This window comes from Mesorhizobium sp. STM 4661 (genome assembly GCF_000359125.1).
Taxonomy (GTDB): domain Bacteria; phylum Pseudomonadota; class Alphaproteobacteria; order Rhizobiales; family Rhizobiaceae; genus Mesorhizobium.
Genome location: NZ_CAAF010000049.1, coordinates 16269 through 38893 on the forward strand (window position 1 = coordinate 16269; position 22625 = coordinate 38893).

A 22625-nucleotide genomic window follows, 5' to 3' on the forward strand; every position below is an offset into this window, starting at 1 on the left:
TATGCGGCAACCGCATTCCGGTTCACAGCAAGGGATTTCACCATGTTTTCAATCAAGCTTCTGGCCGGCGCGGCACTGGCGCTCGGCATCACAGCAGCGTCCGCCAGCGCCCAGGTGGTGGTGTCGTCGAAGATCGACACTGAGGGCGGCGTGCTCGGCAACATCATCCAACTGGTGCTGAACGCCAACAACATCCAGACGACCGACCGCATCCAACTCGGCGGCACCCCGGTGGTGCGCAAGGCGATCACGGCCGGCGAGATCGATATCTATCCGGAATATACCGGCAATGCCGCCTTCTTCTTCGAGAAGGCCGACGATCCGGTCTGGAAGGATGCCGCCAAGGCCTATGAGTCAGCGAAAAAACTCGATTATGACGCCAACAAGATCGTCTGGCTGTCGCCGTCGCCGGCCAACAACACCTGGGCGATCGCGCTGCGCAAGGAGGTCGCCGACGAGAACAAGCTGGCGACGCTCACCGACTTCGGCAAATATGTCTCTGGCGGTGGCCAGGTCGTGCTGGCCGCCTCGGCCGAATTCGTCAATTCGGCGGCAGCACTTCCGGCATTCCAGACCACCTACGGCTTCACGCTGAAACCCGACCAGCTGATCACGCTATCGGGCGGCGACACTGCCGCGACCATTGCCGCGGCCGCGAACCAGACCAATGGCGCCAACGCCGCCATGGTCTACGGCACCGACGGCGGCATCGCGCCCTCCGGCCTGGTCGTGCTCGACGACGACAAGGGCGTGCAGCCGGTCTACCAGCCGGCGCCGATCATCCGCGAGGCGGTGCTGAAGGAGCACCCGGAAATCGAGGCGCTGCTGAAACCGGTCTTCGCCAAGCTCGACCTGGTCACGCTGCAGGAACTGAATGGCCGCGTGCAGGTCGGCGGTGAGCCGGTCAAGGGCGTCGCCGAGGACTTTTTGAAGAAGAACGGGTTTTTGAAGTAGTCCGCCACCCGTGCGTAGCATTCCTCTCTGGCCTGCCTACCGTCTCCCCCTCAAAGTCATCGAGAGGGAGCGGTTGGCGGAACTGCCGATCTCCCCCCTTGCGGGGGAGATGTCCGGCAGGACAGAGGGGGGTGCTGTCCCGCCGGCCTATCAGCCAATCGTAGCCATGTCCTTTGTCGGGGTTCCTCTCAAGCAAGCCCACGCTCGAAAGTTGGCGATCCTTCCCACCCCCCTCTGCCCTACCGGGCATCTCCCCCGCAAGGGGGGAGATCGGATGGCACTTTGGCTTTCGCCAATCTCCAAGGCTGCTAGACAAGCGTTCTCCAAGAAGCTATCGATCCCCCCGTTCGGGAGGCTCCGATGACCCTCCGCTTCGACAAGCTCGGCGTGGTCATCGCCTTGATCGTAGCCTATGCGGCGTTCCTCGCCCCCTTCGCCACTTTTCGCGCCAATCGCATCGTGCCCGGCGAGGCGCGCTCGATCCTTGAATCTCTGCCGGTGGCGGTCGGCCCCTTGCTGCTGGCGATCGTGGTGATCGCGGCAATCATCGCGCTGCTCAAAACGTCGCTCCTTCTGCGCCTAGCGGCGAGCGTGGTCGCACTCGCAGCCCTTGCGATCCTGATTGGTTTTGCCGGCAGCTTCCTGACGCCCGAGGGCAATACCTTCGCGCGCATTTCGCCCGCCTCAGGGTTCTGGCTGCTCATCTTCGCCTTCACGCTTTTGCTCGCCGATGTGCTGACAAGGCTGAACTTGTCGCCTCAGGCGCGCGTCGGCGTCCTCGTCCTCGCAGCAGCGGCGATCGGCCTTCTGCTGGTCTCGGGAAGCTGGAACAGCCTGTCGATCCTCAAGGAATATGCCAACCGTGCCGACAGTTTCTGGGCGGAAGGCTCCAAGCATGTGACGCTGGCGCTGGGCTCGCTGGCGGCGGCGGTGGTCGTTGGTCTGCCGCTCGGCATCCTCTGCCACCGCGTCGAGAAATTGCGCGCCGGCGTGCTGAATGTGCTCAACATCATCCAGACCATCCCTTCCATCGCACTGTTTGGCCTGCTGATCGCGCCGCTCGGCTGGGTCGCCACGCATGTGCCGGGGGCGGCTTCCCTCGGCATTCGCGGCATCGGCACCGCGCCCGCCTTCGTCGCGCTGTTCCTCTATTCGCTGTTGCCGGTGGTGGCCAACACCGTGGTCGGCCTTGCCGGCGTGCCGCGCGCCGCCAACGACGCCGCCCGCGGCATGGGCATGACCGATCGCCAACGCCTGTTCGGCGTCGAATTTCCGCTGGCCTTTCCGGTCATCCTCACCGGCATCCGCATCGTCTTGGTGCAGAACATCGGCCTCGCCACCATTGCAGCGCTGATCGGCGGCGGCGGCTTCGGCGTGTTCGTGTTCCAGGGCGTCGGCCAGACGGCGATGGATCTGGTGCTGCTCGGCGCCGTACCGACGGTGGCGCTGGCCTTTGCCGCGGCCATCATCCTCGACGCAGTGATCGAAATGACCGCCACCAAGCGCAGGGTTGAAACGGCATGATCGAGATCGAAGGCATTACCAAGCGCTATGACGCGACGACCGTCGTCGACGACGTGTCGATGGTGATAGAACCACGCACCATCGCCGTGATTGTCGGCACTTCCGGCTCCGGCAAGACGACGCTGCTACGCATGATCAACCGCCTGGTCGAGCCGACCTCAGGCGTCATCAAGCTCGACGGCGCCGACAACCGTTCGCTGCCCGGCTACGAGCTGCGCCGCAGCATCGGCTACGCCATCCAGGGCCACGGCCTGTTCCCGCACCGCACGGTGGCGCAGAACATCGCCACAGTCCCGGTGCTGCTCGGCTGGGACAAGGCTCGCATCAAGGCCCGCGTCGAAGAGTTGATGACCCTCTACCAGCTCGACCCCGAGGCGTTCGGGCCGCGCTATCCGCACGAGCTTTCCGGCGGTCAGCAGCAACGCGTCGGCGTTGCCCGCGCGCTCGCCGCCGAGCCCAACGTGCTGTTGATGGACGAACCATTTGGTGCGCTGGACCCGATCATCCGCAACAAGGCGCAGGAGGATCTGCTGGCGATCCAGAAGCGCTTCGGCACCACCATCATCCTCGTCACCCACGACATGGAGGAGGCGGTGCATATGGGCGGCAAGATCGCGGTCATGGATGCCGGCAAGCTGGTGCAATATGCCAAGCCGGCCGAGATCCTGGCGAAGCCGGCCAGCGCCTTCGTCGAGACGCTGGTCGGCGCCAGCGAAAAACCGTTCCGCCTGCTGTCGCTTGGCCGCGTGCGCGACGCGGTGGAGAAGGGGACCGCCGAAGGCGAGGCGATCCCCGGCGACGCCAGCCAGCGCGACGCATTGGCCGAGTTGCTGTGGTCCGGCCGCCCGGCGCTGCCGGTGAAAGGCGATGACGGCAAGCCGCTCGGCCGCGTCACCGTGGACGGGCTGGTAAAGCGCGCGGCGAGGCCGGCATGAAGGCCTGGCTCCCATCGCTGCTCAGGCTTGCGCTGGTGGTATTGCTGGTCGCCTTCGTGACCAATCCAAGCTGGTTCGAACCGCTGCTGAAGCCGCTGACCGAGAACAACGCGCCGGCGATCTACAATCAGGGCAGCCTTTTGACATTGACGCTGCTGCATCTGAGGACGGTGCTGATCGCCACGGTCGCCGCGACCATCGTCGCGGTGGCGCTGGCCATCCTGGTCACCAGGCCGGCCGGCGTCGAATTCCTGCCGCTGTCGCGCAGCCTGGTCAATATCGGCCAGACCTTTCCGCCGGTGGCGGTGCTGGCGCTGGCCGTGCCGGCCGTCGGCTTCGGCGACAAGCCGACGCTGATCGCGCTGTTTCTCTATGGCCTGCTGCCGATCTTCGAAAACGCGCTGACCGGCCTGACGACGCTTCCCGGCAATGTGGTGGAAGCAGCGCGTGGCGCCGGCATGACCGGCTGGCAAAGGCTGATCAAGGTCGAGCTGCCGCTCAGCGCGCCGATCATCCTCGGCGGCATCCGGCTGTCGGTGGTTATCAGCTTGGCTACCGCGACGATCGGCTCGACGGTGGCGGCCAAGACCTTGGGTGAGGTGATCATCGCCGGCCTGCTGTCGAACAATCTCGCCTTTGTCCTGCAGGGGGGCCTGATCGTCGCGGCCCTTGCCGTGCTGATCTATGACGGGTTGTCGGCGATCGAGCGCTATACAGCGCGCCGCATGGGGCAGGAGACGGCGTAGCCTTTCGGCGCGATCCTATTGGTTCATTGTCCGCTCGAACGGGCCGGGTGGTCTAGCGTCAGCTCGAGCCGGACGCCGCCTTCGCCGACGGTCCAGCGGCGGCGGATGATCGCGAAATCATGTCGCGTGCCGGCTTGCACCAACGAGACAAGATCACCCGTGGCGCAATCGCTGCCGAGATCCAGCGCTTCGACAGCCTCGGCGATGCCTTGCTTGCTGGCATAATGTCTTGCGACGGCTGTGAGTGCGATGATCGCCGGCCCCCCCGTTGCGCAATCTTCGGGACTCGGCGATTGATTTGTCCGATGCCCCGATCTTTCTGCAGGAGTTCTCGCCATGACCTTGCGTTTCTCCAAGATCGTCATGTGTCTGTGTCTGGCGGTTTTCGCCTTCCTCGTCGCTTTCGGCAACATCACCGATTACGGTTCAAACTTTGCTTTTGTCCAGCACGTGCTGAGCATGGACACCACCTTTCCCGGCAACGCGCTGATGTATCGCTCGATCACCAACCCGTCGCTGTGGACGGCGGGCTACTGGCTGATCATCCTCGGCGAGGCGCTGACCTGCCTGCTCTATCTGATCGCCGCCTTGAATTTGTGGCAAGCGCGCAATGCCAGCGGGCAGGCTTTCAACGACGCCAAGAAATTCGCGGTCCTTGCCGCCACCCTGGGCTTTCTGATCTGGTACTTCGGTTTCATGGTGGTGGGCGGCGAGTGGTTCGCCATGTGGCAGTCCAGCATCTGGAACGGCCAGCAGAAGGCGTTCATGTTCTACATGACCATGCTGGCGGTGCTGATTTTCGTTATCCAGCCTGACAGTGACCTGCGCAAAAGCTGAGCAGGTCCCAGCTGATTTCAATCGATCTAATCGAGCGGCATCGCCGAAGGGCATGCCGTCCCCTACCACTTTTGGGCGAAAGCCGGGCAAAAACCGAACAATATCTTGACGTTCGCAGCCCTGTTTCGCATAAGCCGATGCGAAGGAAGCGGATTCCGCTTGGCGGAATCCGCTTCCCGTCTCAACGGCCCAGGGAGGGGTTCTTTTGGGCCATCAATCGAGGAAAATTCGGCAATGACCATCATTTCCGCCGTCATCGCCTGCGGCCTGCTTTCGGTCCTTTACGCCATCTGGGCGACACGTTCGGTCCTTGCGGCCGACCAAGGCAATGCACGCATGCAGGAAATCTCCGCGGCCATCCGCGAAGGCGCGCAGGCCTATCTGGCGCGCCAGTACACCACCATCGCCATCGTCGGCGTGGTCGTGCTGCTGCTCGCCTGGTGGCTGCTTTCGATCACCGCCGCCATCGGCTTCCTTATCGGCGCGGTGCTGTCGGGTGCGGCCGGCTTCATCGGCATGCATGTTTCGGTGCGCGCCAATGTGCGCACGGCGCAGGCGGCTTCCAACAGCCTCGCAGCCGGCCTCGAGATCGCCTTCAAGTCGGGCGCCATTACCGGCATGCTGGTTGCTGGCCTGGCCCTGCTTGGCGTTTCGATCTATTATTTGATCCTGACCCACTTCATGGGGCTTCAGCCCAACGACCGCATCGTCATCGACTCGCTGGTTTCGCTCGGCTTCGGCGCCTCGCTGATCTCGATCTTCGCCCGTCTCGGCGGCGGCATCTTCACCAAGGGCGCCGACGTCGGCGGCGATCTCGTCGGCAAGGTCGAAGCCGGCATTCCCGAAGACGATCCGCGCAACCCGGCCACCATCGCCGACAATGTCGGTGACAATGTCGGCGACTGCGCCGGCATGGCCGCCGACCTGTTCGAGACCTATGCCGTGACCGTGGTCGCCACCATGGTTCTCGCCGCCATCTTCTTCGGCGGCACGGCCGTTCTCGGCGCCACGATGCTCTATCCGCTGGCCATCTGCGGCGCCTGCATCCTGACCTCGATCGTCGGCACTTTCTTCGTCAAGCTCGGCTCCAACGGCTCGATCATGGGCGCGCTCTACAAGGGGCTGATCGTCACTGGCCTGCTGTCCATCGTCGGGCTCGGCGTCGCCACCTCGGTAACGCTCGGCTGGGGCGAGATCGGCACCGTCGCCGGCATGACCATTACCGGCAAGAACCTGTTCTTCTGCGGCCTGATCGGCCTGTTGGTGACCGGCCTCATCGTGGTGATCACCGAATACTACACCGGCACCAACAAGCGCCCGGTGAACTCCATTGCCCAGGCGTCGGTGACCGGTCACGGCACCAACGTCATCCAGGGCCTTGCGGTGTCGCTGGAATCGACGGCGCTTCCGGCGATCGTCATCGTCGGCGGCATCATCTCCACCTACCAGCTTGCCGGCCTCTACGGCACTGCGATCGCGGTCACCACGATGCTCGGCCTCGCCGGCATGATCGTCGCCCTCGACGCCTTCGGTCCGGTCACCGACAATGCCGGCGGCATCGCCGAAATGGCCGGCCTGCCCAAGGAAGTGCGCCACTCGACCGACGCGCTCGACGCGGTCGGCAACACCACCAAGGCGGTGACCAAGGGCTACGCCATCGGTTCGGCCGGTCTCGGCGCGCTGGTGCTGTTCGCGGCCTACTCGAACGACCTGAAGTTCTTTGCCGCCAATGGCGACAAATATCCCTACTTCCAGGGCATGGGCGAGGTCTCCTTCGACCTCTCCAATCCTTACGTCGTCGCCGGCCTGATCTTCGGCGGCATGATCCCCTATCTGTTCGGCGGCATCGCCATGACGGCCGTCGGCCGTGCGGCGGGCGCCATCGTCGAGGAAGTGCGCAAGCAGTTCCGCGAGGATCCGGGCATCATGGCCGGCACGTCGAAGCCGAACTACGCGCGTGCGGTCGACCTTCTGACCAAGGCGGCGATCCGGGAGATGATCATCCCGTCGCTGCTGCCGGTGCTGGCGCCGCTCGTCGTTTATTTCGGCGTGCTGCTGATCTCGGGCTCGAAGGCCTCGGCCTTTGCAGCACTTGGCGCCTCGCTGCTCGGCGTCATCGTCAATGGCCTGTTCGTCGCCATCTCGATGACCTCCGGCGGCGGCGCCTGGGACAACGCGAAGAAGTCGTTCGAGGACGGCTTTGTCGACAAGGACGGCGTCAGGCATCTCAAGGGTTCCGAGGCGCACAAGGCCTCGGTGACCGGCGATACGGTTGGCGATCCCTACAAGGACACCGCCGGCCCGGCGGTCAACCCCGCGATCAAGATCACCAACATTGTCGCCCTGCTGCTTCTGGCCGTGCTCGCGCACGGCTGACCACACAGGACTATCGGTCCAAACAAAAACCCGCCGGAGCGATCCGGCGGGTTTTTTGTTGCCTGATTCTGATGCCGCGCGGCGAAGCGCCGGGCAGGGATCACATGCCGGGCGACGATCCGCCGCCGGGGATGCCGGGTGCCAGCTTGCTGGCGCCGTTGATGATCTGGCTGAGGAAGTTCTGGTCCTTGCCGCCGGTCGGCGTGGTGCGCGAGATGAAGTCGAACACCTTGCCGTCCTTCATGCCGTAATTGGCGATCTGGGTGACGCGCCCGTCCTCGCCGAAATACACCGCCAGCACTTTCTGGTCGACCAGACGCGGCTTGTCGAAGGCGACGTAACGCTTGCGCGTCTGCGAAATGTAATAGAAGGCCTCATTGTCGAATGTGGCTGTCGTCGACGGCGTGCCGAGCGCCAGCAGCACCTGTTCGCGGCTGGAGCCGACCGGAACCGAGTCGATCGCCTGCTGGTCGATCACATAACCCTGAGTCAGCGTCTCGCTCGGATTGAGATCGCCGACCATCTTGGACGAATTGCAGGCGGAAAGCGCGGAAGCGACCACCAGCAGCGAAATCACGCTGGCGGACCTGGGCAGAAAAATCGACTTGAATTTCAGCGCGCGCAACAACAACTCCTTCAAACTGCCGCAACTTGCGCTGGGCCGCAAAACCGGTAAACCAGCTTGCTTGCCGATGCAACAAGGCCATTTCAACAAACGGTCCCCGGGAGACCACCCTCAAATGTTCCAGCGCCTTTTTGGTCGCGAACGTCACGCCAACCGCGCTATCACCGAGGCGCTTTACGCACAAATCGTGGCATCCGCGCGGCAAACCGTGTTTTATTCCGACTGGAATGTACCGGACACGCCGCTCGGCCGTTTCGAGATGCTGTCGCTGCACATGTTCCTGCTTCAGCACCGGCTGCGCGGTCAGCAAGGTGCTGCCGGAGAGGTCGCACAGGTGCTGATCGACGAGTTCTTCCTGGATGTCGAGCATTCGCTGCGGGAACTGGGCATCGGCGATGTCGGCGTGCCGAAACGCATGAAGAAACTGGCGAAGATGTTCTATGGCCGCACGGCAGCCTATGACGACGCCCTGGAACGAAACGACGACGACGCGCTTGCCGCCGCTCTTGCCCGCAATGTCAGGCCGGATGCCGGCGTTTGGCCGCAAGCCGCGCAACTGGCAAGCTACGTGGTCGAGGCCGACAGGCATCTCGCGGAACGGCCGGCCGAATCGATCGTTTCCGGTACGGTGACTTTTCCTGTGGCCAAATCAGGCTAAAGGAGAGGAAGATGAAAGATGCTGACACCCATAGCCCCGTGTCCTTCGTGGCGAATGTCGCCCGCCTGCCGCAAAAGGGGCTGCCGGTGGTGATCGACGCCGATGCCGGGCAGCGCGCGGCACTTGCCAGCGAACACGATCTGCTTTCGGTCGAAAACTACCGCGCCGACCTTCTGGTGACGCCATGGAAGCGCAACGGCGTGAAGGTCAGCGGTCGTGTCGAGGCTGACATCACGCAGGCCTGTATCGTCACCCTCGATCCCGTCGAGGCCCATGTCGACGAGGCGGTCGAGGCACTGTTTCTACCGCAAGAGTCCAAGCTCGGGCGGCAGGGTTTCGAGGGTGGCGGCGAAATCCTGCTCGACGCCGAAGGGCCGGACGGTCCCGAAACTTTTTCCGGCGACACGATCGATGTCGGGGCGCTTGCCGAACAGTTCTTTGGACTGGCGATCGACCCCTATCCGCGCAAGCAAGGCGTGTCGCTGGAGGCCGCCGGCGATGCCGAGCCCACGGAGAACGAATTCCAGCAAAAGCTGCGTTCCCTGCTGGGAAAATCCTAAAAGCCACTCCAATCGGAGAAAAGCCGGTTGTGCGGCAGCCCAAAAACGCTATTTTCGCCGAACCTTCGCGAGCCCCGAACCATCGCAAGCGCCAGGCGCTCGCTCAAGCAAAACGTGAGATGAATACCGCGTGATCAGGATTTCCATCGATGCCATGGGCGGCGATCACGGACCAAGCGTGGTTATCCCGGCGCTCATGACGGTCGCGACCCGGCGTCCCGACATCCGCTTCGTCATTTATGGTCGTGAGGAGGCGGTGCGCCCCGAGCTCGCCAAATTCCCCAAGCTGGCGCAGGTGAGCGAGTTCATCCACTGCGAGATATCGGTCAGGATGGACGACAAGCCGAGCCAGGCGCTGCGCCATGGCCGCTGGAAGTCGTCGATGTGGAAAGCGGTCGAGGCGGTCAAATCAGGCACCGCTGACGCCTGTATCTCGGCCGGCAACACCGGCGCCTTGATGGCGATGTCGAAATTCTGCCTGCGCACCATGGCGACGATAGATCGCCCGGCGATCGCCGCACTTTGGCCGACATTGCGCGGCGAAAGCGTGGTGCTGGACGTTGGCGCCACCATCGGCGCCGACGCGCATCAGCTGATTGATTTTGCGATTCTGGGCACCGGCATGGCGCGCTCGGTTTTCGGCATCGAACGGCCGAGCGTCGGCCTGCTCAATGTCGGTGTCGAGGAGATCAAGGGCCAGGAAGAGGTCAAGGAGGCGGGTCGCATGCTGCGCGAGGCCAACATGGCCTCGATGAACTACCACGGCTTCGTCGAAGGCGACGACATCGGCAAGGGCGCCGTCGACGTGGTCGTCACCGAAGGATTCGCCGGCAACATCGCGCTGAAGACGGCGGAAGGCACGGTAAGACAGATCGCCGGTTACCTGCGCACAGCGATGAACAGGACGCTGATGGCCAGGATCGGCTATATTTTTGCCAAGGGTGCCTTCGATCGCCTGCGTGAAAAGATGGATGTTGGCCGCTCCAACGGCGGCGTCTTCCTGGGGCTGAACGGCATTGTGGTGAAAAGTCATGGCGGGGCTGATTCGGATGGCTTCGCGGCGGCGATCGAGCTCGGCTACGATATGGTGCGCAACAATCTGCTCGACCGCATCGAGGCCGATCTCGACCTGTTCCATGCGCGCAATCCGCATGCCCAGACCAACAGGAAATCCGACGTCGTTGCCGACGCAAAGGAATAGGAAAAAGCATTGATCAGATCAGTCGTGCGCGGCATGGGTGCCGCGCTGCCCCGCCGCATCATGAAGAATGCCGATTTCGAAGGCATGGTCGAGACGTCGGACGAATGGATCGCTCAGCGCACCGGCATCCGCCAGCGCCATATCGCGGCCGACGACGAGACGACGGCTTCGCTCGGCGAGGCGGCGGCGCGCGCCGCCCTCGACGATGCCGGCCTGACGCCTGACGACATCGACCTGATCGTGCTGGCGACCTCGACGCCCAACAACACCTTTCCGGCGACCGCCGTCGAGATCCAGAACCGGCTGGGCATGCATCATGGCTTTGCCTTCGACCTGCAGGCGGTGTGCTCGGGCTTCGTCTATGCGGTGACGACCGCTGATCTTTATATCCGCGGCGGCCTGGCCAAACGGGTCCTGGTGATCGGCTCGGAAACCTTCTCGCGCATTCTCGACTGGAGCGACCGCTCGACCTGCGTCCTGTTCGGCGACGGTGCCGGCGCCATGGTCCTGGAAGCGGGAGAGGGAGCGGGCAGCATCGCCGATCGCGGCGTGCTGGCGGCCAGCCTGCGCTCCGACGGCACCCACAAGGACAAGCTCTACGTCGACGGCGGACCGTCGACCACCGGAACTGTTGGGCATCTCAGAATGGAAGGCCGCGAAGTGTTCAAGCATGCGGTCGGCATGATCACCGATGTCATCGAGGCGACGTTCTCGGCGGCCGGCATCACCGCTGAGGATCTCGACTGGTTCGTGCCGCATCAGGCCAATAAACGGATTATTGACGCTTCCGCTAAAAAGCTCGGGATAGCTGAGCAAAAGGTGGTGGTTACGGTCGATTTGCACGGTAACACCTCAGCGGCTTCCGTGCCGCTGGCCCTCTCGGCGGCCGTTGCCGATGGGCGCATCCAGAAGGGCGATCTGGTGCTGCTCGAGGCGATGGGCGGTGGTTTCACCTGGGGCGCGGTTTTGCTCCGCTGGTAAGTGCCGAACGGACAGGTTCGGTCCTTGACCTTGACGGATCAATTACTTAGGCTCTGCCTTTGCTTGTATCGATTTATGTTTTTGAGCTGATGGGACGGTTCGCATGGGGGGAAAGACACTTACGCGCGCCGACCTTGCTGAAGCCGTTTACCGCAAGGTCGGCTTGTCGCGTACTGAATCGGCTGAACTCGTCGAAGCGGTTCTGGACGAAATTTGCGACGCGATCGTCCGCGGCGAGACGGTGAAACTGTCGTCTTTCGCGACATTCCATGTCCGTTCCAAGAACGAGCGCATCGGGCGCAATCCCAAGACCGGTGAAGAAGTGCCGATCCTGCCGCGCCGTGTGATGACCTTCAAATCGTCCAACGTACTGAAGAGCCGCATCCTGCGCTCCCACCAGAGCAGCAAGGCCAAGGGCGGCAGATAGCCCGAAAGCGGCTGGTGTCCGTCGTCGTCGCGGGCTTTCAGATCCCGGATCGCTTCAAGCTTCGGTTGAAAACCGCTGCCCCTTTGACGCCGGGCTTGAATGTTGTTTCATAAACCGCTGAAATGGGGCCCGATTCGGCAGGACGGCCGGATCGGAATGGTTCTTTGTTGAGCATGATCGTGTCCGAAGGCCGGTTCCCCACTTTTTGCTACGCTGACCTTCGGTTCGGGGATCATGCTCTAGCGTGAGGATTTTGCCCATGGACAAGAGCCCCGATGCTTTCCGCACCATCAGCGAGGTCGCGGAAGATCTCGATCTGCCGCAGCATGTGCTGCGTTTCTGGGAAACGCGTTTCAACCAGATCAAGCCAATGAAGCGCGGCGGCGGCCGCCGCTACTACCGGCCGCAGGATGTCGAACTGATCAAGGGCATTCGTCATATGCTCTACGACCAGGGCTACACTATCAAGGGCGTGCAGAAGTTGCTGCGCGAGAACGGCAACCATTTCCTGGTCGCCATCGGCAATGGCGACATGGCGGCCGTCGAGGCGATCTCGCAGCGCAGGCAGGCCGACGCGGTGCCGCTGACGCCAAGCGCCCAGCCGCGCGGCGCGGACGACGAGATGCTTGTCGGCCAACCCAAGGTGAAACCGAGCCGCCGCTTTTTCGGCCTGGGCAAGAGCGACGAGGAAGGCCCGGTCCAGCCGGATACGTCGAAGCTCTCGCGCGACAATCGCGCTTTGCTGCAGGAGGCGCTGTTCGATCTTCTGGAATGCAAGCGCCTACTCGATCAGGTGCGCTAAAGCGCGTCGCATGAATCCGTTTGAGCGCGCCGCGCTTTAAGGGCCGGCGGCCGTCTCCCAAACCGGAACGGTCTTGGAGGTCATGCGTTACGATTCCTTCTGCAAATGAAGGAACCCTGCCATGGCATCGCTTTCGAACATCTCCGACATCGACCTTGAAAAGCAGGTCGCAGCTCTCTCCAGGGAACTGGCGGCGCTGAGGAAAGCCCTGTCCAGACGGGGCGGCGCCTATTACGAGGACGGGCGCGACGCCGCGTCGGACTACTATTCGCACCTTGCCGGATATCTCGGCGACGCTCTGCCCGCGATCAGGAAGCAAGGCAGGGCGATCGAGAAAACGGCGCGCGATCATCCGGCCACGGCAGCCGCCGTCGGGTTGGTTGTGGTCGGGCTGGTTGCCAGCTTGCTGCTCAGCCGACGCTAGCTCAATCCGGTAAAGGGCAAAAAGAAAATGGCGGCCGTCGCGCCGACGGCCGCCATTTCCGTCAGTGACAGTCGATCAGCGAGCGAGCTTGATCTTGCTCTTCGGGTCGACCTTCATCAGCTGGCTGCACTTGCCGTAGACGGTGCCGTTCTTGTCGGTGGCGTCGGTATAGGTTCCCTTGCAGTCGAGCTGCAGCACCAGACAGGGGCCGGAGCCCTTGCACACGGCGCCGCCGCCGCTCGGATGGGTGCCGTTGGCGAAGGCCGCGTTCGGCATGGAAACCGAGCCAAAGGCCGAGACGACGATGGCCGCGGCGAACGAGAGACGCTTGAAGTTCGAGATGTTGGTCATTTGAGCATTTCCTTCTCTGGATCGAGGATCGCCGTGCTGGCGTCCTTCTGGTTGGGGATCGCCTTCTTGGCGTCCATGCCGGTTTAGTGCGGCCCAGAGCGGAAAGGTTCACGCGTCGGTTCAAAAAAATCGCGCGATCGATATCGAGGCGGTTTCTCGGTGTGGAATTGAGGCTCTGCCATCATGCCGTGTTTGATACGGCAAAACCCGTCAGGAAGACCGGCTTTTGTCGAAAACCCAAGGCCGGCCTTCCTGTCGGGAAAGTCGGCTTAAGCCTTCTTCTCCACCATCTTCTTGTGGTGATGGTGGTGCCGGTGATGATGGCGGACGTGGTGGCGATGATGATAGTGGCGGTGATGCTTTGCATGCAGCGGCGCGGCATCGGCGCTGCTGGCGCCGATGATCGGCATCGAGACGGCAAGTGCGACTGCGAGTCCGAGAGCGGACAGAAGGGACTTCTTCATGACTAATTTTCCTTTTTGCGCGGACCGCGTTTCAACGTCACTGATTGAAGTCGGTGACTGAGCGCCGCGGCAGGACTATCGCCCCGGAATTTTTCGACAGTTTTTCCGGAGTGTAGAATTTTGTTTCTGGCTTGTGTCTGAAGGCCCTCCACCTTATGGGAACGACCCCTCACATCGGCGGGACGACACCGTTGTTTCCGACCACGACCCGGCTGGCAACCAGCGTGCCGTCGCTGCCGCGCCCGGCGGTGACGAAGACCATCGCACCGGGTTTGAGATCCGCCGGTGTCGCCGCGGCGAAGGTCACGATCGGCGTCGATTGCGGTATGGCGATCTCTTTCTTCTGGCCATTGTCGTAGGTCAGGGTCACCGTCCGGCCGTTGATTTCAGTCACGTCGGCAATGGTGCCGTTGGTCATCCGGCTGTTGGGCTGAAGATCCCAAGGACGATCGCCTTCGCCGGTCCCTTTGAGGGCAGCGGGGAAGATCACCACTTCGAGCGCCCCGCTGCCGCCATCCGCCTTCGCGACAGAAGCGATGCCGACGAAGTCGCCCTGCTTGATGTCTTCGGCCGACGCCTTGGCGACGCCGGAGATATTCCAGTTCGTGGCCAGCTTGATGGCGTCGGTGCCGCCTTCCCGTGTCTTCACGGTGAGCAGTGACGGTTCGAAACTGACCACCGTGCCGCGCACCCGTACGGTATCGGCCGCCCGAGCGGCGGCCATGGTGCTCCCGGCAAAGCCGGAAATCGTGCCGAGCACCACAACAATTGTCTTCAAGTCCATGGATCCGATCCTTTCAAAAAGCTGGCCGGAAATGGCCAAATCGTTGGCAAGCCAGCGACAATCGCCTAACGAGCGAGCGGCGCAAAACCGTTGAACAATTCGGCTCTCGACCCTTCAAAACAACTTGATCGGCATGGCACTCCATATCGGCGCCATGAGGTCGGTGCCGGCCGATTTTTCGGGCTGGCATCACGATGCCGTGACGGGTTTTTTGGTGCTTGGCAAACTGTCGATAAGAGGGCATTCTCCCGCCGTCTCAGGCAACAACATGATTTGACCAAAACTCTTTCAGCCCACGGAGTTGCCAATGTCCAACATAGCAAAACGCGATACCTTCTCCGAACTGGCGGCAACCGAGATTGCGCCCGATCACAGCGCCCTCCGAGCCATCCGGGAAACCAGGGGATACAGCCTGGAAGAGCTGTCCCTGACATGCGGCCTGTCCATCAATGAGATCGCGGACATCGAGAACGGCAGGGATGCCGACCCATCGAAGCTTCGGCGCATCGCCACAGCACTTCGGCTTCCGGAAAGTGCGCTGATCAATCCGCCCGTGCTGGCGCAACCCCCGGAAAATCGATCCGTCTGATAATTGCGACGCCTGGGGCCGCCTAAAAGCTACCTGCAGCGCTTTTGGATTTGAAGTTCTTTGCGGGGCTTCAAATCCAGCGCTGGACATTGGCGCGACAGGCGCCGAATTTGGTTGACCCCAAGCAGGTTATCAAGATACATCGCGACCGGTCCGGAGTGTAGCGCAGCCCGGTAGCGCACTTGACTGGGGGTCAAGGGGTCGTCGGTTCGAATCCGGCCACTCCGACCATTTTCAAGACTTGGACTTGCCCCCAAAAGTCCATCATGCCCTGGCCGCCACCGGTACCAAGCGCACCGCCGCCCGCAACTGCCGCTGATGGCGGTATTCCAGCGCAATCGCTCCCCAGATCAGTCCGAGCAGCAGATAGACATGGCGCCAGTGGTCGATGTCGATGAAGGTGCCGAGCCCGATATTGCCGATGAAGGCGACATAGGCGCACAGAAGATAGGGTTGCCACGGCCTGTCGCGCAGGAGAATGCGGAAGCCGGCTGATATGGTCCACAAGGTCAGCGTCAGGAACGACACGAAGCCGAGCCAGCCATAGTCCATCAGCATCTTCAGCCAGATATCGTGCGTATCCTCGCCATAAATGGTGCCGAAGACGAGCGGGCCGATGCCGAGCGGATGCTCCAGCGCCATCTGGAAGCCGATCGCGTAGCGGGCAAAGCGGCCGAGGCGGGCCGTGTCATAGCTCTGTTCCAACTGGGCGCGGCTGGAAAACATTTCCGAAACGCCCGGAAGCTGCAGGATGACGAGCATCGCGATGACCAGCAGCGCAATGGCCGCGATGGTCATGACGACGACGCGCAGCCGGAACTTGCCGCTGGCGCTCTGCAGGAACAGGGTGCCGGTGAGCAGGATCGCCGACACGCCGAACATGCCCCAGGCGCCGCGCGAGAACGAGAAAAAGATGCCCGCCGTGATGATCAGCAGCGGCACCGCCAGCAGGGGCATGCGCGAGACCGGCCCGGTCAGCAGGAGATAGAGCAGGTAGATGCCCGGCAGCACCAGGAACGGCCCGAACACATTCGGGTCCTGGAAGGCGCCGGCTGCGCGGTCGTATTTGGTGAAGATCTCCGCGCCGGGGAAGGCATGGAAATAGCCGGCGATACCAAGCAAGGCGGTCAGCACCGCCGAGACGACATAGGCCAGGAAGATCAGCCGGTAGAGGCTGGGCTCGACCGCGGTCACCGAGGCGAAGAACACCGCGGTGAAGGCAAGGAACAGCGAAACGCCGAGATAGAGCGGCGTGCCGGCGAGGTCCGACATCTGCGTCATCGAGATCATGCCGCCGATGTTCATGATCACCAGCAGCACCAGCAGCGGCGCCGCCGCGCGCGATATGCGCAGGCCGAACAAGGCCCATACCACCATCAGCCCGACCATATAGAGGTCGTATGGCGCCGGCTCGTCGATGACGAAGCCGGACAGGAAGACACCGAGGAAAACCGCACCCGACGCGATCAGCGCGATCAGCTTGGCGTTGACCGCGGCCGGCGGCAGTTCATGGGTGACGGCGCTCAATAGGCGTTTTCCGTGTTGAGCAGCCTAACCGGTGTCAGGAACAGGATCCTCAGGTCGAACAGCAGAGACCAGTTCTCGATGTAATAGAGGTCGTATTCCGTCCGCATGCGGATCTTCTCATTGGTGTCCATCTCGCCGCGCCAGCCATTGATCTGCGCCCAGCCGGTCACGCCGGGCTTGACCTTGTGGCGGGCGAAATAGCCGTCGACCACTTCGTTGTAGAGAAGGTTGTGCGACTGGGCGGCAATGGCATGCGGGCGCGGCCCGACCAGCGCCAGCGAGCCGAAGAGAGAGTTGAAGAACTGCGGCAACTCGTCGATCGAGGTCTTGCGGATGAAGCGGCCGACGCGGGTCACGCGCGGGTCGTTCTTGGTCACCGTCTGCTTGGCCGTCGGGTCCGCCTTGTCCGTGTACATCGAACGGAACTTGTAGACCTCGATGATCTCGTTGTTGAAGCCATGCCGCTTCTGGTGGAACAGCACCGGTCCCTTGCTGTCGAGCTTGATGGCGATCGCGGTCGCCAGCATCACCGGCGAGAACACGATGATGCCGATGATCGAGAAGACGATGTCGAAGGCGCGCTTGGCGACCGAATCCCAGTCGTTGATCGGCTTGTCGAAAATATCGAGCATCGGCACGGAGCCGATGTAGGAATAGGCGCGCGGGCGAAACTGCAGTGCGTTCGAATGGGCGGAGAGCCGGATATCGACCGGCAGAACCCACAGCTTCTTCAGCAATTGCAGGACGCGCGATTCGGCGGTGAGCGGCAGCGACACGATCAGCATGTCGATGCGGGCGATACGGGCGAACTCGATCAGCTCGGAAATGGTGCCGAGCTTGGGGTAGCCGGCGACGATGGGCGGTGAGCGCTTGTCGCCGCGGTCGTCGAAGATCCCGCAGATTCGGATGTCGTTGTAGGGCTGCTTTTCGACCGAGCGGATCAGGATCTCCGCCGTCTTGCCGCCGCCGACGATGACGGCGCGGCGCTCCATGCGCCCGTCGCGCGCCCAGCGCCGGATCAGCTTCGACATCACCAGCCTGAGACTGAAGATCAGCACGAAACCGACGACAAACCAGGTGCCGAAAAACAGGCGCGAATAGTCTTCCGACATCTTCATGACGAATGCCGTCAGCGCCATCAGGGCGAAAGTGCCGGCCCAGACCAGCAGCAGACGGCCGAAATTGGCGATCGGCCGCATCAGCGAGACGATCTGGTAGCAGTCGGTCACATCGAACAGCACCACGGCGAGAAGCGAAGCGGCGGCGATCGTCAGCGGATATTGCCAGGCCAGATAGGTGAAGAAGCCGACATAGTGGAAATAGACGCACAGGCCCGACAGCAACAGGAGCGCGAATTCGACCATGCGCAGGACGCCGCTGACCATGATCGGCGACATCGTATCGCGCCTGTATTGCGAAGCGACCTGACGGGCGACGTCATTCATCCCGCCGGGCGCATCGCGACCGGCCGGGCCGTCGAATTTGCGCACCGCGTCTATCGAAAAGCGGCGTGCGGGATCGATCTCGTTCATGGGACATCCGCTAGCTTCCCTCAGGTGAATAGCAAAAGAGAGCTAAGAAACCCTTGAAACAACAGGTGGCTTTGGAGCGGTCTGCGAGACTAGGATCAATGCCGGCGCCCGAGCGCGGCGAAATAGGCCTTCTCGATCTCGGCGGCCATGACGTCGGCGCCGAAGCGCGCCTTGAGGTCGGCGGCATCGGGCATCAGGCGCCTGTAGGCCTTGGGGTCGGCCAGCGCTTCGCTCACCCTGTCGCCAAGTTCATGCGGGTCTGGCCAGATCAGGGCAAGGGAGCCGGCGCCGAAGATTTCCGGTATGCCGCCGACCGCGGTGGCGATCATCGATTTGCCGGCCGCGAGCGTCTCCAGCACGATATAGGGCATGGCTTCCGCCCGCGAGGGAACGACAACCAGCTCGGCCAGCGCGAAGGCGGATCTGGCCGGCATCGGCGGCAGGAAGCGCACATGGCCGTCGAGGCCGAGCCGCTTCACTTGCGCGTGATAACGTGGCAGGTCGTCGCCGTCGCCGACCATCACCGCCTTCAACGGCCGGCCAAGCCGCGCTCCGGCAAGGACAAGGGCGTCGATGAAGATGTCCGGTCCCTTGAGGTCGCGCATCATGCCGATATAGAGGAGATCGGCCGCATTCCGCTCGGTCCGCACTGGCTCGAACTCGGCGGCGCGCAAGCCATTATAGACCAGCCTGTTCGGGATGGGCGGCTCGCCGACCTTCTTGCGGTAGATCCGCCTTTCATAATCGGAGACAAACAGAAGACAGTCGGTGAAGCGCGCCATGGACCGTTCGAGGGCGAAGAACAGCTTTCCCGTCGTAGTCGTCTCGTCATAGTGGAGAGAGCCGCCATGCGGCGAATAAAGGCGGGCTACGCGAGACCTGGATACCCGCAACAATGAGCCGAACAGACGGGCATAGGTGCCACCCTTGGCGCCATGGCCGTGCAGCACGTCCGGCCGCAATTCCTTGATAATCCTGAAGGTGCGCCATGCCGACGCGAGGTCGCCCGGTCCGACATGCCGCTGCATCGGTGTGCGGTGGATGCCGAGCGCCAGACTGTCTTTCATGTTTTCGAACAGGCCTTCCTCGAAATCGCCGCCCGTCGTCGAATCGCAGACGATGCCGACGGAATGACCGGCCGCGACCTGCGCCTCGGTCAGGTCGCGCACATGCCGGAAAATCCCTCCGACGGGTGAGCGAAAGCAGTGGACGATCCTGAGTGTGTCCGCCACGTGGCTGGTCTAGAACAGGCGTTCGCGAACGTAGACTGTGTCGCCGGGCAGAAGCGGATCGGAGGTTACCACGCGTCCGGTTATCACCTTGCCGTTGATGTCGCGGGTGATATCGACGCTTTCCTGGTTAGCGCGCGGCGTGAAGCCGCCGGCGATGGCAACCGCCTTCTGCACCGTCAGGCCTGGAACATAGGAATATTGGCCCGCCGCACCCACTTCACCCATGACGAAGATCGGCCGGTAACGGTCGATCTCGACCGAAACATCCGGATCGCGCAGATAGCCCTGGCGCAGCTTGTCGGCGATCGCGCCTTCGAGCTGCTGGGCGGTGTGGCCGCGTGCGGGAACAGCGCCGACGAGCGGCAATGATACGTAGCCGGACTGGTCGACATTGTAGGTGTTGGTCAATCCATCTTGCTCGAAGACCGTGACGCGGACGCGGTCGCCGGCGCCAAGGCGATAGGGCTGGTCGAGCATCTTGTGGAAAGCCGCTGGCGTCGGCCGGTAGCTGGAGCAACCGGCCAGCATCGACACGGCAAGCAGCGCACGGAAGAGGGAAGCAGTGCTTTTCATGACCGGACACGTACCTTCAATGGCCCGCGACTGTGGGGCAAACCTTAACGATCGAGGTCCGTTATCATCCTGTTAGGGTTAATGGGCGGTAAAGGCCTGCGACCGATACGGCGGCAAATCGACAAAGCAGGTTCGAGTTCACGGCTTTGTTTGCCGCCCGCCAGCAAAGCCTAACAGGTGCTTACCGTGATCTTAACGGCTGAGTTACCATAGTTGTTTACGGTGCGTGCTGACCAATGCATGTCGCGCAAAAGTGAATCGGCTCAAACGCGACGCGCTTCAGTATCGGAGTAGGGATGCATGTCCGTTCAGTCCGCGGCCGCAGATGTCGACGTTGATCTCAGGCAGCTCTTCGCTAGCCTTGCGAGTAACTGGCTGCGTATTCTTGTCGTTGCGCTTGTAGTGACCGGCCTGGCTTACGCGCTCGCCTGGCTCGCCACGCCGCATTACCAGGCCGAAACACGGATTCTGATCGAAACGCGCGAATCGGTCTACACGCGCCCCGACGGCACCAATGACAACGACAAGCCCATCCTCGACGAGGAAGGTGTGACCAGCCAGGTCGAAGTCATTTCCTCCACCGACATCCTCAAGCAGGTTGCGCAAAAGCTGAACCTGTCGCGGCTGGCCGAGTTCGACGAGACGGTGGGCATGTCGACATTGAGCCGTCTGCTCGTCATCGCCGGCCTGAAAAGCGACCCCAACGAGATTCCGCCGGAAGAGCGCGTGCTGAAGACGATGCGCGAGAAGCTCAACGTCTATCGCGTTGAAAAGTCTCGCGTTATCGTCATCGAATTCTCGTCTGAGGATCCCAGGCTCGCCGCCGAGATTCCGAACGCCATCGCCGATGCCTACATTTCGGTCCAGGGCGACGCCAAGACCGAATCCAATTCCGCGGCCACCGAGTGGCTGGCGCCTGAGATCGCCGATCTGTCGAAGCGGGTGAAGGATGCCGAGGCCAAGGTCGCGACTTACCGCGCCCAGTCCGACCTCTTGATGGGCGGCAACAATGCGGTGCTCGCCACGCAGCAACTTTCGGAACTGTCGAGCGAACTGTCGCGGGTGCGTGCTAGCCGCGCTTCGGCGGAAGCGACCGCCGACAGCGTGCGCAAGGCGTTGCAGGGCGGCGGTTCGCTGGATGCGGTGCCTGAGGTCTTGTCCTCGGAATTGATCCAGCGCCTGCGCGAGCGGCAGGTCGAACTCAAGAGCAACATCGCCGATCTTTCCACCACCTTGCTCGACAATCATCCACGCATCCGGGCGCTGAAGTCGCAGCTTGCCGATCTCGACCGCCAGATCCGCAACGAGGCGGAAAAGATCATGAAAGGGCTGATGACGCAGGCGCAGACCGCGCAGGCCCGCGAAAACCAGCTCGTCGCCGAGGTCAACACGCTGAAGGCCGCATCGGCGCATGCCGGCGAAGAGCAGGTCGAACTGGATGCGCTGCAGCGCGAAGCGACCGCTCAGCGCCAGCTGCTCGAATCCTACCTGACCCGATACCGCGAGGCATCCTCGCGCCAGGACCGCAATTATCTGCCGGTCGACGCGCGGGTCTTTTCGCGCGCCGTGACGCCGTCCGAACCTTATTTCCCGAAGATCCTGCCGATCGTCGGCGCGGCCTTCGTCGGCTCGTTGTTGCTCATGGCAATCGTTACACTTCTCAAGGAGTTGTTTTCAGGCCGCGCCATGCGGCCGGCCGCCGGTGCCCATTTCGAGCGGATCGAGCAGGTCGCCATGCCGGTTGCCCGACAGGAGCCCGCGGTTGCCGAAATCGACGAGGCCGGGGATTATGACGCTGAGGCCGAAGCCGAGCCGGATACGGTTTCGGCGGAGGAAGCCGCTGCCGAATACGAGGCTGCCGAACCGCCGCGCGTCACGCTCGGCGAAGTCGACATCGACAAGGCTGCGGAGAAACTGATCTCAACTGGTGCTGCGCGCGCCATATTCGTCTCGCCGGAAGGCGACGAAGCTGCCGCCTCGGCGGTGCTGGTGGCACGCGAAGTCTCCGACGCCGGTCTGCGTGTGCTCCTGCTCGATCTCACCGCTTCGGGCGCCGCCTCGCGGCCGATGCTGGACAGCGGGCTGTTCCCTGGCATCACCAATCTGCTCGCCTCCGAAGCGCAATTCAGCGACGTGATCCATCCCGATCTTTATTCGGACTGCCACGTCATTCCCGTTGGCACCGCCGATCCGGTGCGCGCCATGCGCGCCGCCGACCGTCTGCCGATCATCATGCAGTCGCTGACCACCGCCTACGATCTGGTCGTGGTCGAATGCGGCCCTGCCGATGCTCAAGGCATCAGCCGCCTGGTGGGCGAGGGCAGCGAGGTCTTCCTGTCCATGCTGGAGCCGGACGACGAGGTGGCGCAGGCCGCTGTCAGCTTGATCGAAAGCGGCTATCCCGATCTGACGTTGGTGACGCCGGTCGGCCACGTGACGCCGGGCACGCCAGTGCCGGGACGGCGTTCGGCGGCATGAAACCTCCGATAGTTCTACTCGGAGTGGAGCGAATTTCTGAAAGGT

24 protein-coding genes and 1 tRNA gene are annotated in these 22625 nt (G+C 62.7%); 16 read left to right on the forward strand and 9 right to left on the reverse strand.

What is annotated here, in order from left to right; translation table 11 throughout:
* The first annotated feature begins 42 nt into the window (after positions 1-42).
* The 4 genes from MESS4_RS15785 (at position 43) to MESS4_RS15805 (ending at position 4159) form a co-directional block, all read left to right on the forward strand.
* Positions 43-954: an ABC transporter substrate-binding protein gene (locus MESS4_RS15785; protein WP_006332620.1), complete on the forward strand. Its 912-nt coding sequence runs from the start codon at positions 43-45 to the stop codon at positions 952-954.
* Between the two features lie 360 nt (positions 955-1314).
* Positions 1315-2478 (forward strand): ABC transporter permease, encoded by a 1164-nt coding sequence (locus MESS4_RS15795; RefSeq protein ID WP_006332624.1) that lies wholly within the window; start codon positions 1315-1317, stop codon positions 2476-2478.
* Positions 2475-3413 (forward strand): ABC transporter ATP-binding protein, encoded by a 939-nt coding sequence (locus MESS4_RS15800; protein WP_006332626.1) that lies wholly within the window; start codon positions 2475-2477, stop codon positions 3411-3413. Before MESS4_RS15795 ends, MESS4_RS15800 begins: the two co-directional genes overlap by 4 nt.
* Positions 3410-4159: an ABC transporter permease gene (locus MESS4_RS15805; protein ID WP_006332628.1), complete on the forward strand. Its 750-nt coding sequence runs from the start codon at positions 3410-3412 to the stop codon at positions 4157-4159. Before MESS4_RS15800 ends, MESS4_RS15805 begins: the two co-directional genes overlap by 4 nt.
* A gap of 23 nt (positions 4160-4182) precedes the next feature.
* On the opposite strand, the gene MESS4_RS15810 is transcribed toward MESS4_RS15805, so the two are convergent.
* Entirely contained in the window at positions 4183-4497 is a 315-nt protein-coding gene (locus tag MESS4_RS15810) for a hypothetical protein (RefSeq protein ID WP_157385603.1), read from the reverse strand.
* On the opposite strand from MESS4_RS15810, the gene MESS4_RS15815 reads away from it, so the two are divergent.
* Complete coding sequence (locus MESS4_RS15815; protein ID WP_006332632.1) at positions 4496-4996, forward strand: DUF2165 domain-containing protein; 501 nt, start codon at positions 4496-4498, stop codon at positions 4994-4996. The two genes, MESS4_RS15810 and MESS4_RS15815, sit on opposite strands and share 2 nt — an antisense overlap.
* Positions 4997-5230: 234 nt before the next feature.
* Complete coding sequence (locus MESS4_RS15820; protein ID WP_006332634.1) at positions 5231-7372, forward strand: sodium-translocating pyrophosphatase; 2142 nt, start codon at positions 5231-5233, stop codon at positions 7370-7372.
* Between the two features lie 100 nt (positions 7373-7472).
* On the opposite strand, the gene MESS4_RS15825 is transcribed toward MESS4_RS15820, so the two are convergent.
* Positions 7473-7997 (reverse strand): outer membrane protein assembly factor BamE, encoded by a 525-nt coding sequence (locus MESS4_RS15825; protein ID WP_006332635.1) that lies wholly within the window; start codon positions 7995-7997, stop codon positions 7473-7475.
* A 115-nt stretch (positions 7998-8112) separates the two neighbouring features.
* Between MESS4_RS15825 and MESS4_RS15830 the strand changes: the two genes are divergently transcribed.
* From MESS4_RS15830 to MESS4_RS15860, 7 genes are all read left to right on the forward strand, one after another.
* Positions 8113-8655: a ubiquinol-cytochrome C chaperone family protein gene (locus tag MESS4_RS15830; RefSeq protein ID WP_006332637.1), complete on the forward strand. Its 543-nt coding sequence runs from the start codon at positions 8113-8115 to the stop codon at positions 8653-8655.
* A gap of 11 nt (positions 8656-8666) precedes the next feature.
* Positions 8667-9215 (forward strand): YceD family protein, encoded by a 549-nt coding sequence (locus tag MESS4_RS15835; protein ID WP_006332639.1) that lies wholly within the window; start codon positions 8667-8669, stop codon positions 9213-9215.
* 130 nt (positions 9216-9345) lie between these two features.
* Positions 9346-10416, forward strand: a complete 1071-nt coding sequence (plsX, locus tag MESS4_RS15840) for a phosphate acyltransferase PlsX (RefSeq protein WP_006332642.1) — start codon at positions 9346-9348, stop codon at positions 10414-10416.
* A gap of 9 nt (positions 10417-10425) precedes the next feature.
* On the forward strand, positions 10426-11397 hold the full coding sequence (locus MESS4_RS15845; protein WP_036241429.1) for a beta-ketoacyl-ACP synthase III: 972 nt from the start codon (positions 10426-10428) through the stop codon (positions 11395-11397).
* 103 nt (positions 11398-11500) lie between these two features.
* The gene (locus MESS4_RS15850; RefSeq protein WP_006332646.1) at positions 11501-11824 is read left to right on the forward strand and encodes an integration host factor subunit alpha; all 324 of its coding nucleotides are present in this window, start codon (positions 11501-11503) and stop codon (positions 11822-11824) included.
* Between the two features lie 259 nt (positions 11825-12083).
* Positions 12084-12626: a MerR family transcriptional regulator gene (locus MESS4_RS15855; protein WP_006332648.1), complete on the forward strand. Its 543-nt coding sequence runs from the start codon at positions 12084-12086 to the stop codon at positions 12624-12626.
* Between the two features lie 121 nt (positions 12627-12747).
* Positions 12748-13050, forward strand: coding sequence for a hypothetical protein (locus MESS4_RS15860; RefSeq protein WP_006332650.1), 303 nt, complete (start codon positions 12748-12750; stop codon positions 13048-13050).
* 75 nt (positions 13051-13125) lie between these two features.
* Here MESS4_RS15860 and MESS4_RS15865 read toward each other — a convergent pair whose 3' ends face one another.
* From MESS4_RS15865 to MESS4_RS15875, 3 genes are all read right to left on the reverse strand, one after another.
* Entirely contained in the window at positions 13126-13401 is a 276-nt protein-coding gene (locus tag MESS4_RS15865; RefSeq protein WP_006332652.1) for a hypothetical protein, read from the reverse strand.
* A gap of 269 nt (positions 13402-13670) precedes the next feature.
* On the reverse strand, positions 13671-13865 hold the full coding sequence (locus tag MESS4_RS15870; protein ID WP_036241431.1) for a hypothetical protein: 195 nt from the start codon (positions 13863-13865) through the stop codon (positions 13671-13673).
* 169 nt (positions 13866-14034) lie between these two features.
* On the reverse strand, positions 14035-14649 hold the full coding sequence (locus MESS4_RS15875) for a hypothetical protein (RefSeq protein WP_006332658.1): 615 nt from the start codon (positions 14647-14649) through the stop codon (positions 14035-14037).
* A gap of 307 nt (positions 14650-14956) precedes the next feature.
* Between MESS4_RS15875 and MESS4_RS15880 the strand changes: the two genes are divergently transcribed.
* Together MESS4_RS15880 and MESS4_RS15885 are read left to right on the forward strand one after the other, a co-directional pair.
* Positions 14957-15238: a helix-turn-helix transcriptional regulator gene (locus MESS4_RS15880; protein ID WP_006332659.1), complete on the forward strand. Its 282-nt coding sequence runs from the start codon at positions 14957-14959 to the stop codon at positions 15236-15238.
* Positions 15239-15392: 154 nt separating this feature from the next.
* Positions 15393-15469: transfer RNA gene (locus MESS4_RS15885), tRNA-Pro, on the forward strand.
* 33 nt (positions 15470-15502) lie between these two features.
* Here MESS4_RS15885 and MESS4_RS15890 read toward each other — a convergent pair.
* The 4 genes from MESS4_RS15890 to MESS4_RS15905 form a co-directional block, all read right to left on the reverse strand.
* Positions 15503-16765, reverse strand: a complete 1263-nt coding sequence (locus tag MESS4_RS15890) for an O-antigen ligase family protein (protein WP_006332660.1) — start codon at positions 16763-16765, stop codon at positions 15503-15505.
* A complete protein-coding gene (locus MESS4_RS15895) occupies positions 16762-18297 on the reverse strand; it encodes an undecaprenyl-phosphate glucose phosphotransferase (protein WP_006332661.1) in 1536 nt (511 codons plus the stop codon). The genes MESS4_RS15890 and MESS4_RS15895 overlap by 4 nt, the downstream gene beginning before the upstream one ends.
* 95 nt (positions 18298-18392) lie before the next feature.
* A complete protein-coding gene (locus MESS4_RS15900) occupies positions 18393-19529 on the reverse strand; it encodes a glycosyltransferase family 4 protein (RefSeq protein WP_036241434.1) in 1137 nt (378 codons plus the stop codon).
* A gap of 9 nt (positions 19530-19538) precedes the next feature.
* Positions 19539-20102, reverse strand: a complete 564-nt coding sequence (locus tag MESS4_RS15905; protein WP_006332663.1) for a polysaccharide biosynthesis/export family protein — start codon at positions 20100-20102, stop codon at positions 19539-19541.
* A 300-nt stretch (positions 20103-20402) separates the two neighbouring features.
* Here MESS4_RS15905 and MESS4_RS15910 point away from each other — a divergent pair, with 300 nt between their 5' ends.
* Positions 20403-22580 carry an exopolysaccharide transport family protein gene (locus tag MESS4_RS15910; protein ID WP_006332665.1) on the forward strand — a complete coding sequence of 726 codons (2178 nt, stop codon included), beginning with the start codon at positions 20403-20405 and terminating at the stop codon, positions 22578-22580.
* Positions 22581-22625 lie beyond the last annotated feature (45 nt).

Coding starts and splice junctions, on each gene's coding strand:
- MESS4_RS15805 (WP_006332628.1), top strand. CDS start 3,410: ATGAAGGCCTGGCTCCCATCGCTGCTCAGGCTTGCGCTGGTGGTATTG.
- MESS4_RS15800 (WP_006332626.1), top strand. CDS start 2,475: ATGATCGAGATCGAAGGCATTACCAAGCGCTATGACGCGACGACCGTC.
- MESS4_RS15905 (WP_006332663.1), bottom strand. CDS start 20,102: ATGAAAAGCACTGCTTCCCTCTTCCGTGCGCTGCTTGCCGTGTCGATG.
- MESS4_RS15815 (WP_006332632.1), top strand. CDS start 4,496: ATGACCTTGCGTTTCTCCAAGATCGTCATGTGTCTGTGTCTGGCGGTT.
- MESS4_RS15860 (WP_006332650.1), top strand. CDS start 12,748: ATGGCATCGCTTTCGAACATCTCCGACATCGACCTTGAAAAGCAGGTC.
- MESS4_RS15810 (WP_157385603.1), bottom strand. CDS start 4,497: ATGGCGAGAACTCCTGCAGAAAGATCGGGGCATCGGACAAATCAATCG.
- MESS4_RS15830 (WP_006332637.1), top strand. CDS start 8,113: ATGTTCCAGCGCCTTTTTGGTCGCGAACGTCACGCCAACCGCGCTATC.
- MESS4_RS15895 (WP_006332661.1), bottom strand. CDS start 18,297: ATGAACGAGATCGATCCCGCACGCCGCTTTTCGATAGACGCGGTGCGC.
- MESS4_RS15795 (WP_006332624.1), top strand. CDS start 1,315: ATGACCCTCCGCTTCGACAAGCTCGGCGTGGTCATCGCCTTGATCGTA.
- MESS4_RS15820 (WP_006332634.1), top strand. CDS start 5,231: ATGACCATCATTTCCGCCGTCATCGCCTGCGGCCTGCTTTCGGTCCTT.
- MESS4_RS15880 (WP_006332659.1), top strand. CDS start 14,957: ATGTCCAACATAGCAAAACGCGATACCTTCTCCGAACTGGCGGCAACC.
- MESS4_RS15910 (WP_006332665.1), top strand. CDS start 20,403: ATGTCCGTTCAGTCCGCGGCCGCAGATGTCGACGTTGATCTCAGGCAG.
- MESS4_RS15835 (WP_006332639.1), top strand. CDS start 8,667: ATGAAAGATGCTGACACCCATAGCCCCGTGTCCTTCGTGGCGAATGTC.
- MESS4_RS15865 (WP_006332652.1), bottom strand. CDS start 13,401: ATGACCAACATCTCGAACTTCAAGCGTCTCTCGTTCGCCGCGGCCATC.
- MESS4_RS15855 (WP_006332648.1), top strand. CDS start 12,084: ATGGACAAGAGCCCCGATGCTTTCCGCACCATCAGCGAGGTCGCGGAA.
- MESS4_RS15875 (WP_006332658.1), bottom strand. CDS start 14,649: ATGGACTTGAAGACAATTGTTGTGGTGCTCGGCACGATTTCCGGCTTT.
- MESS4_RS15785 (WP_006332620.1), top strand. CDS start 43: ATGTTTTCAATCAAGCTTCTGGCCGGCGCGGCACTGGCGCTCGGCATC.
- MESS4_RS15870 (WP_036241431.1), bottom strand. CDS start 13,865: ATGAAGAAGTCCCTTCTGTCCGCTCTCGGACTCGCAGTCGCACTTGCC.
- MESS4_RS15850 (WP_006332646.1), top strand. CDS start 11,501: ATGGGGGGAAAGACACTTACGCGCGCCGACCTTGCTGAAGCCGTTTAC.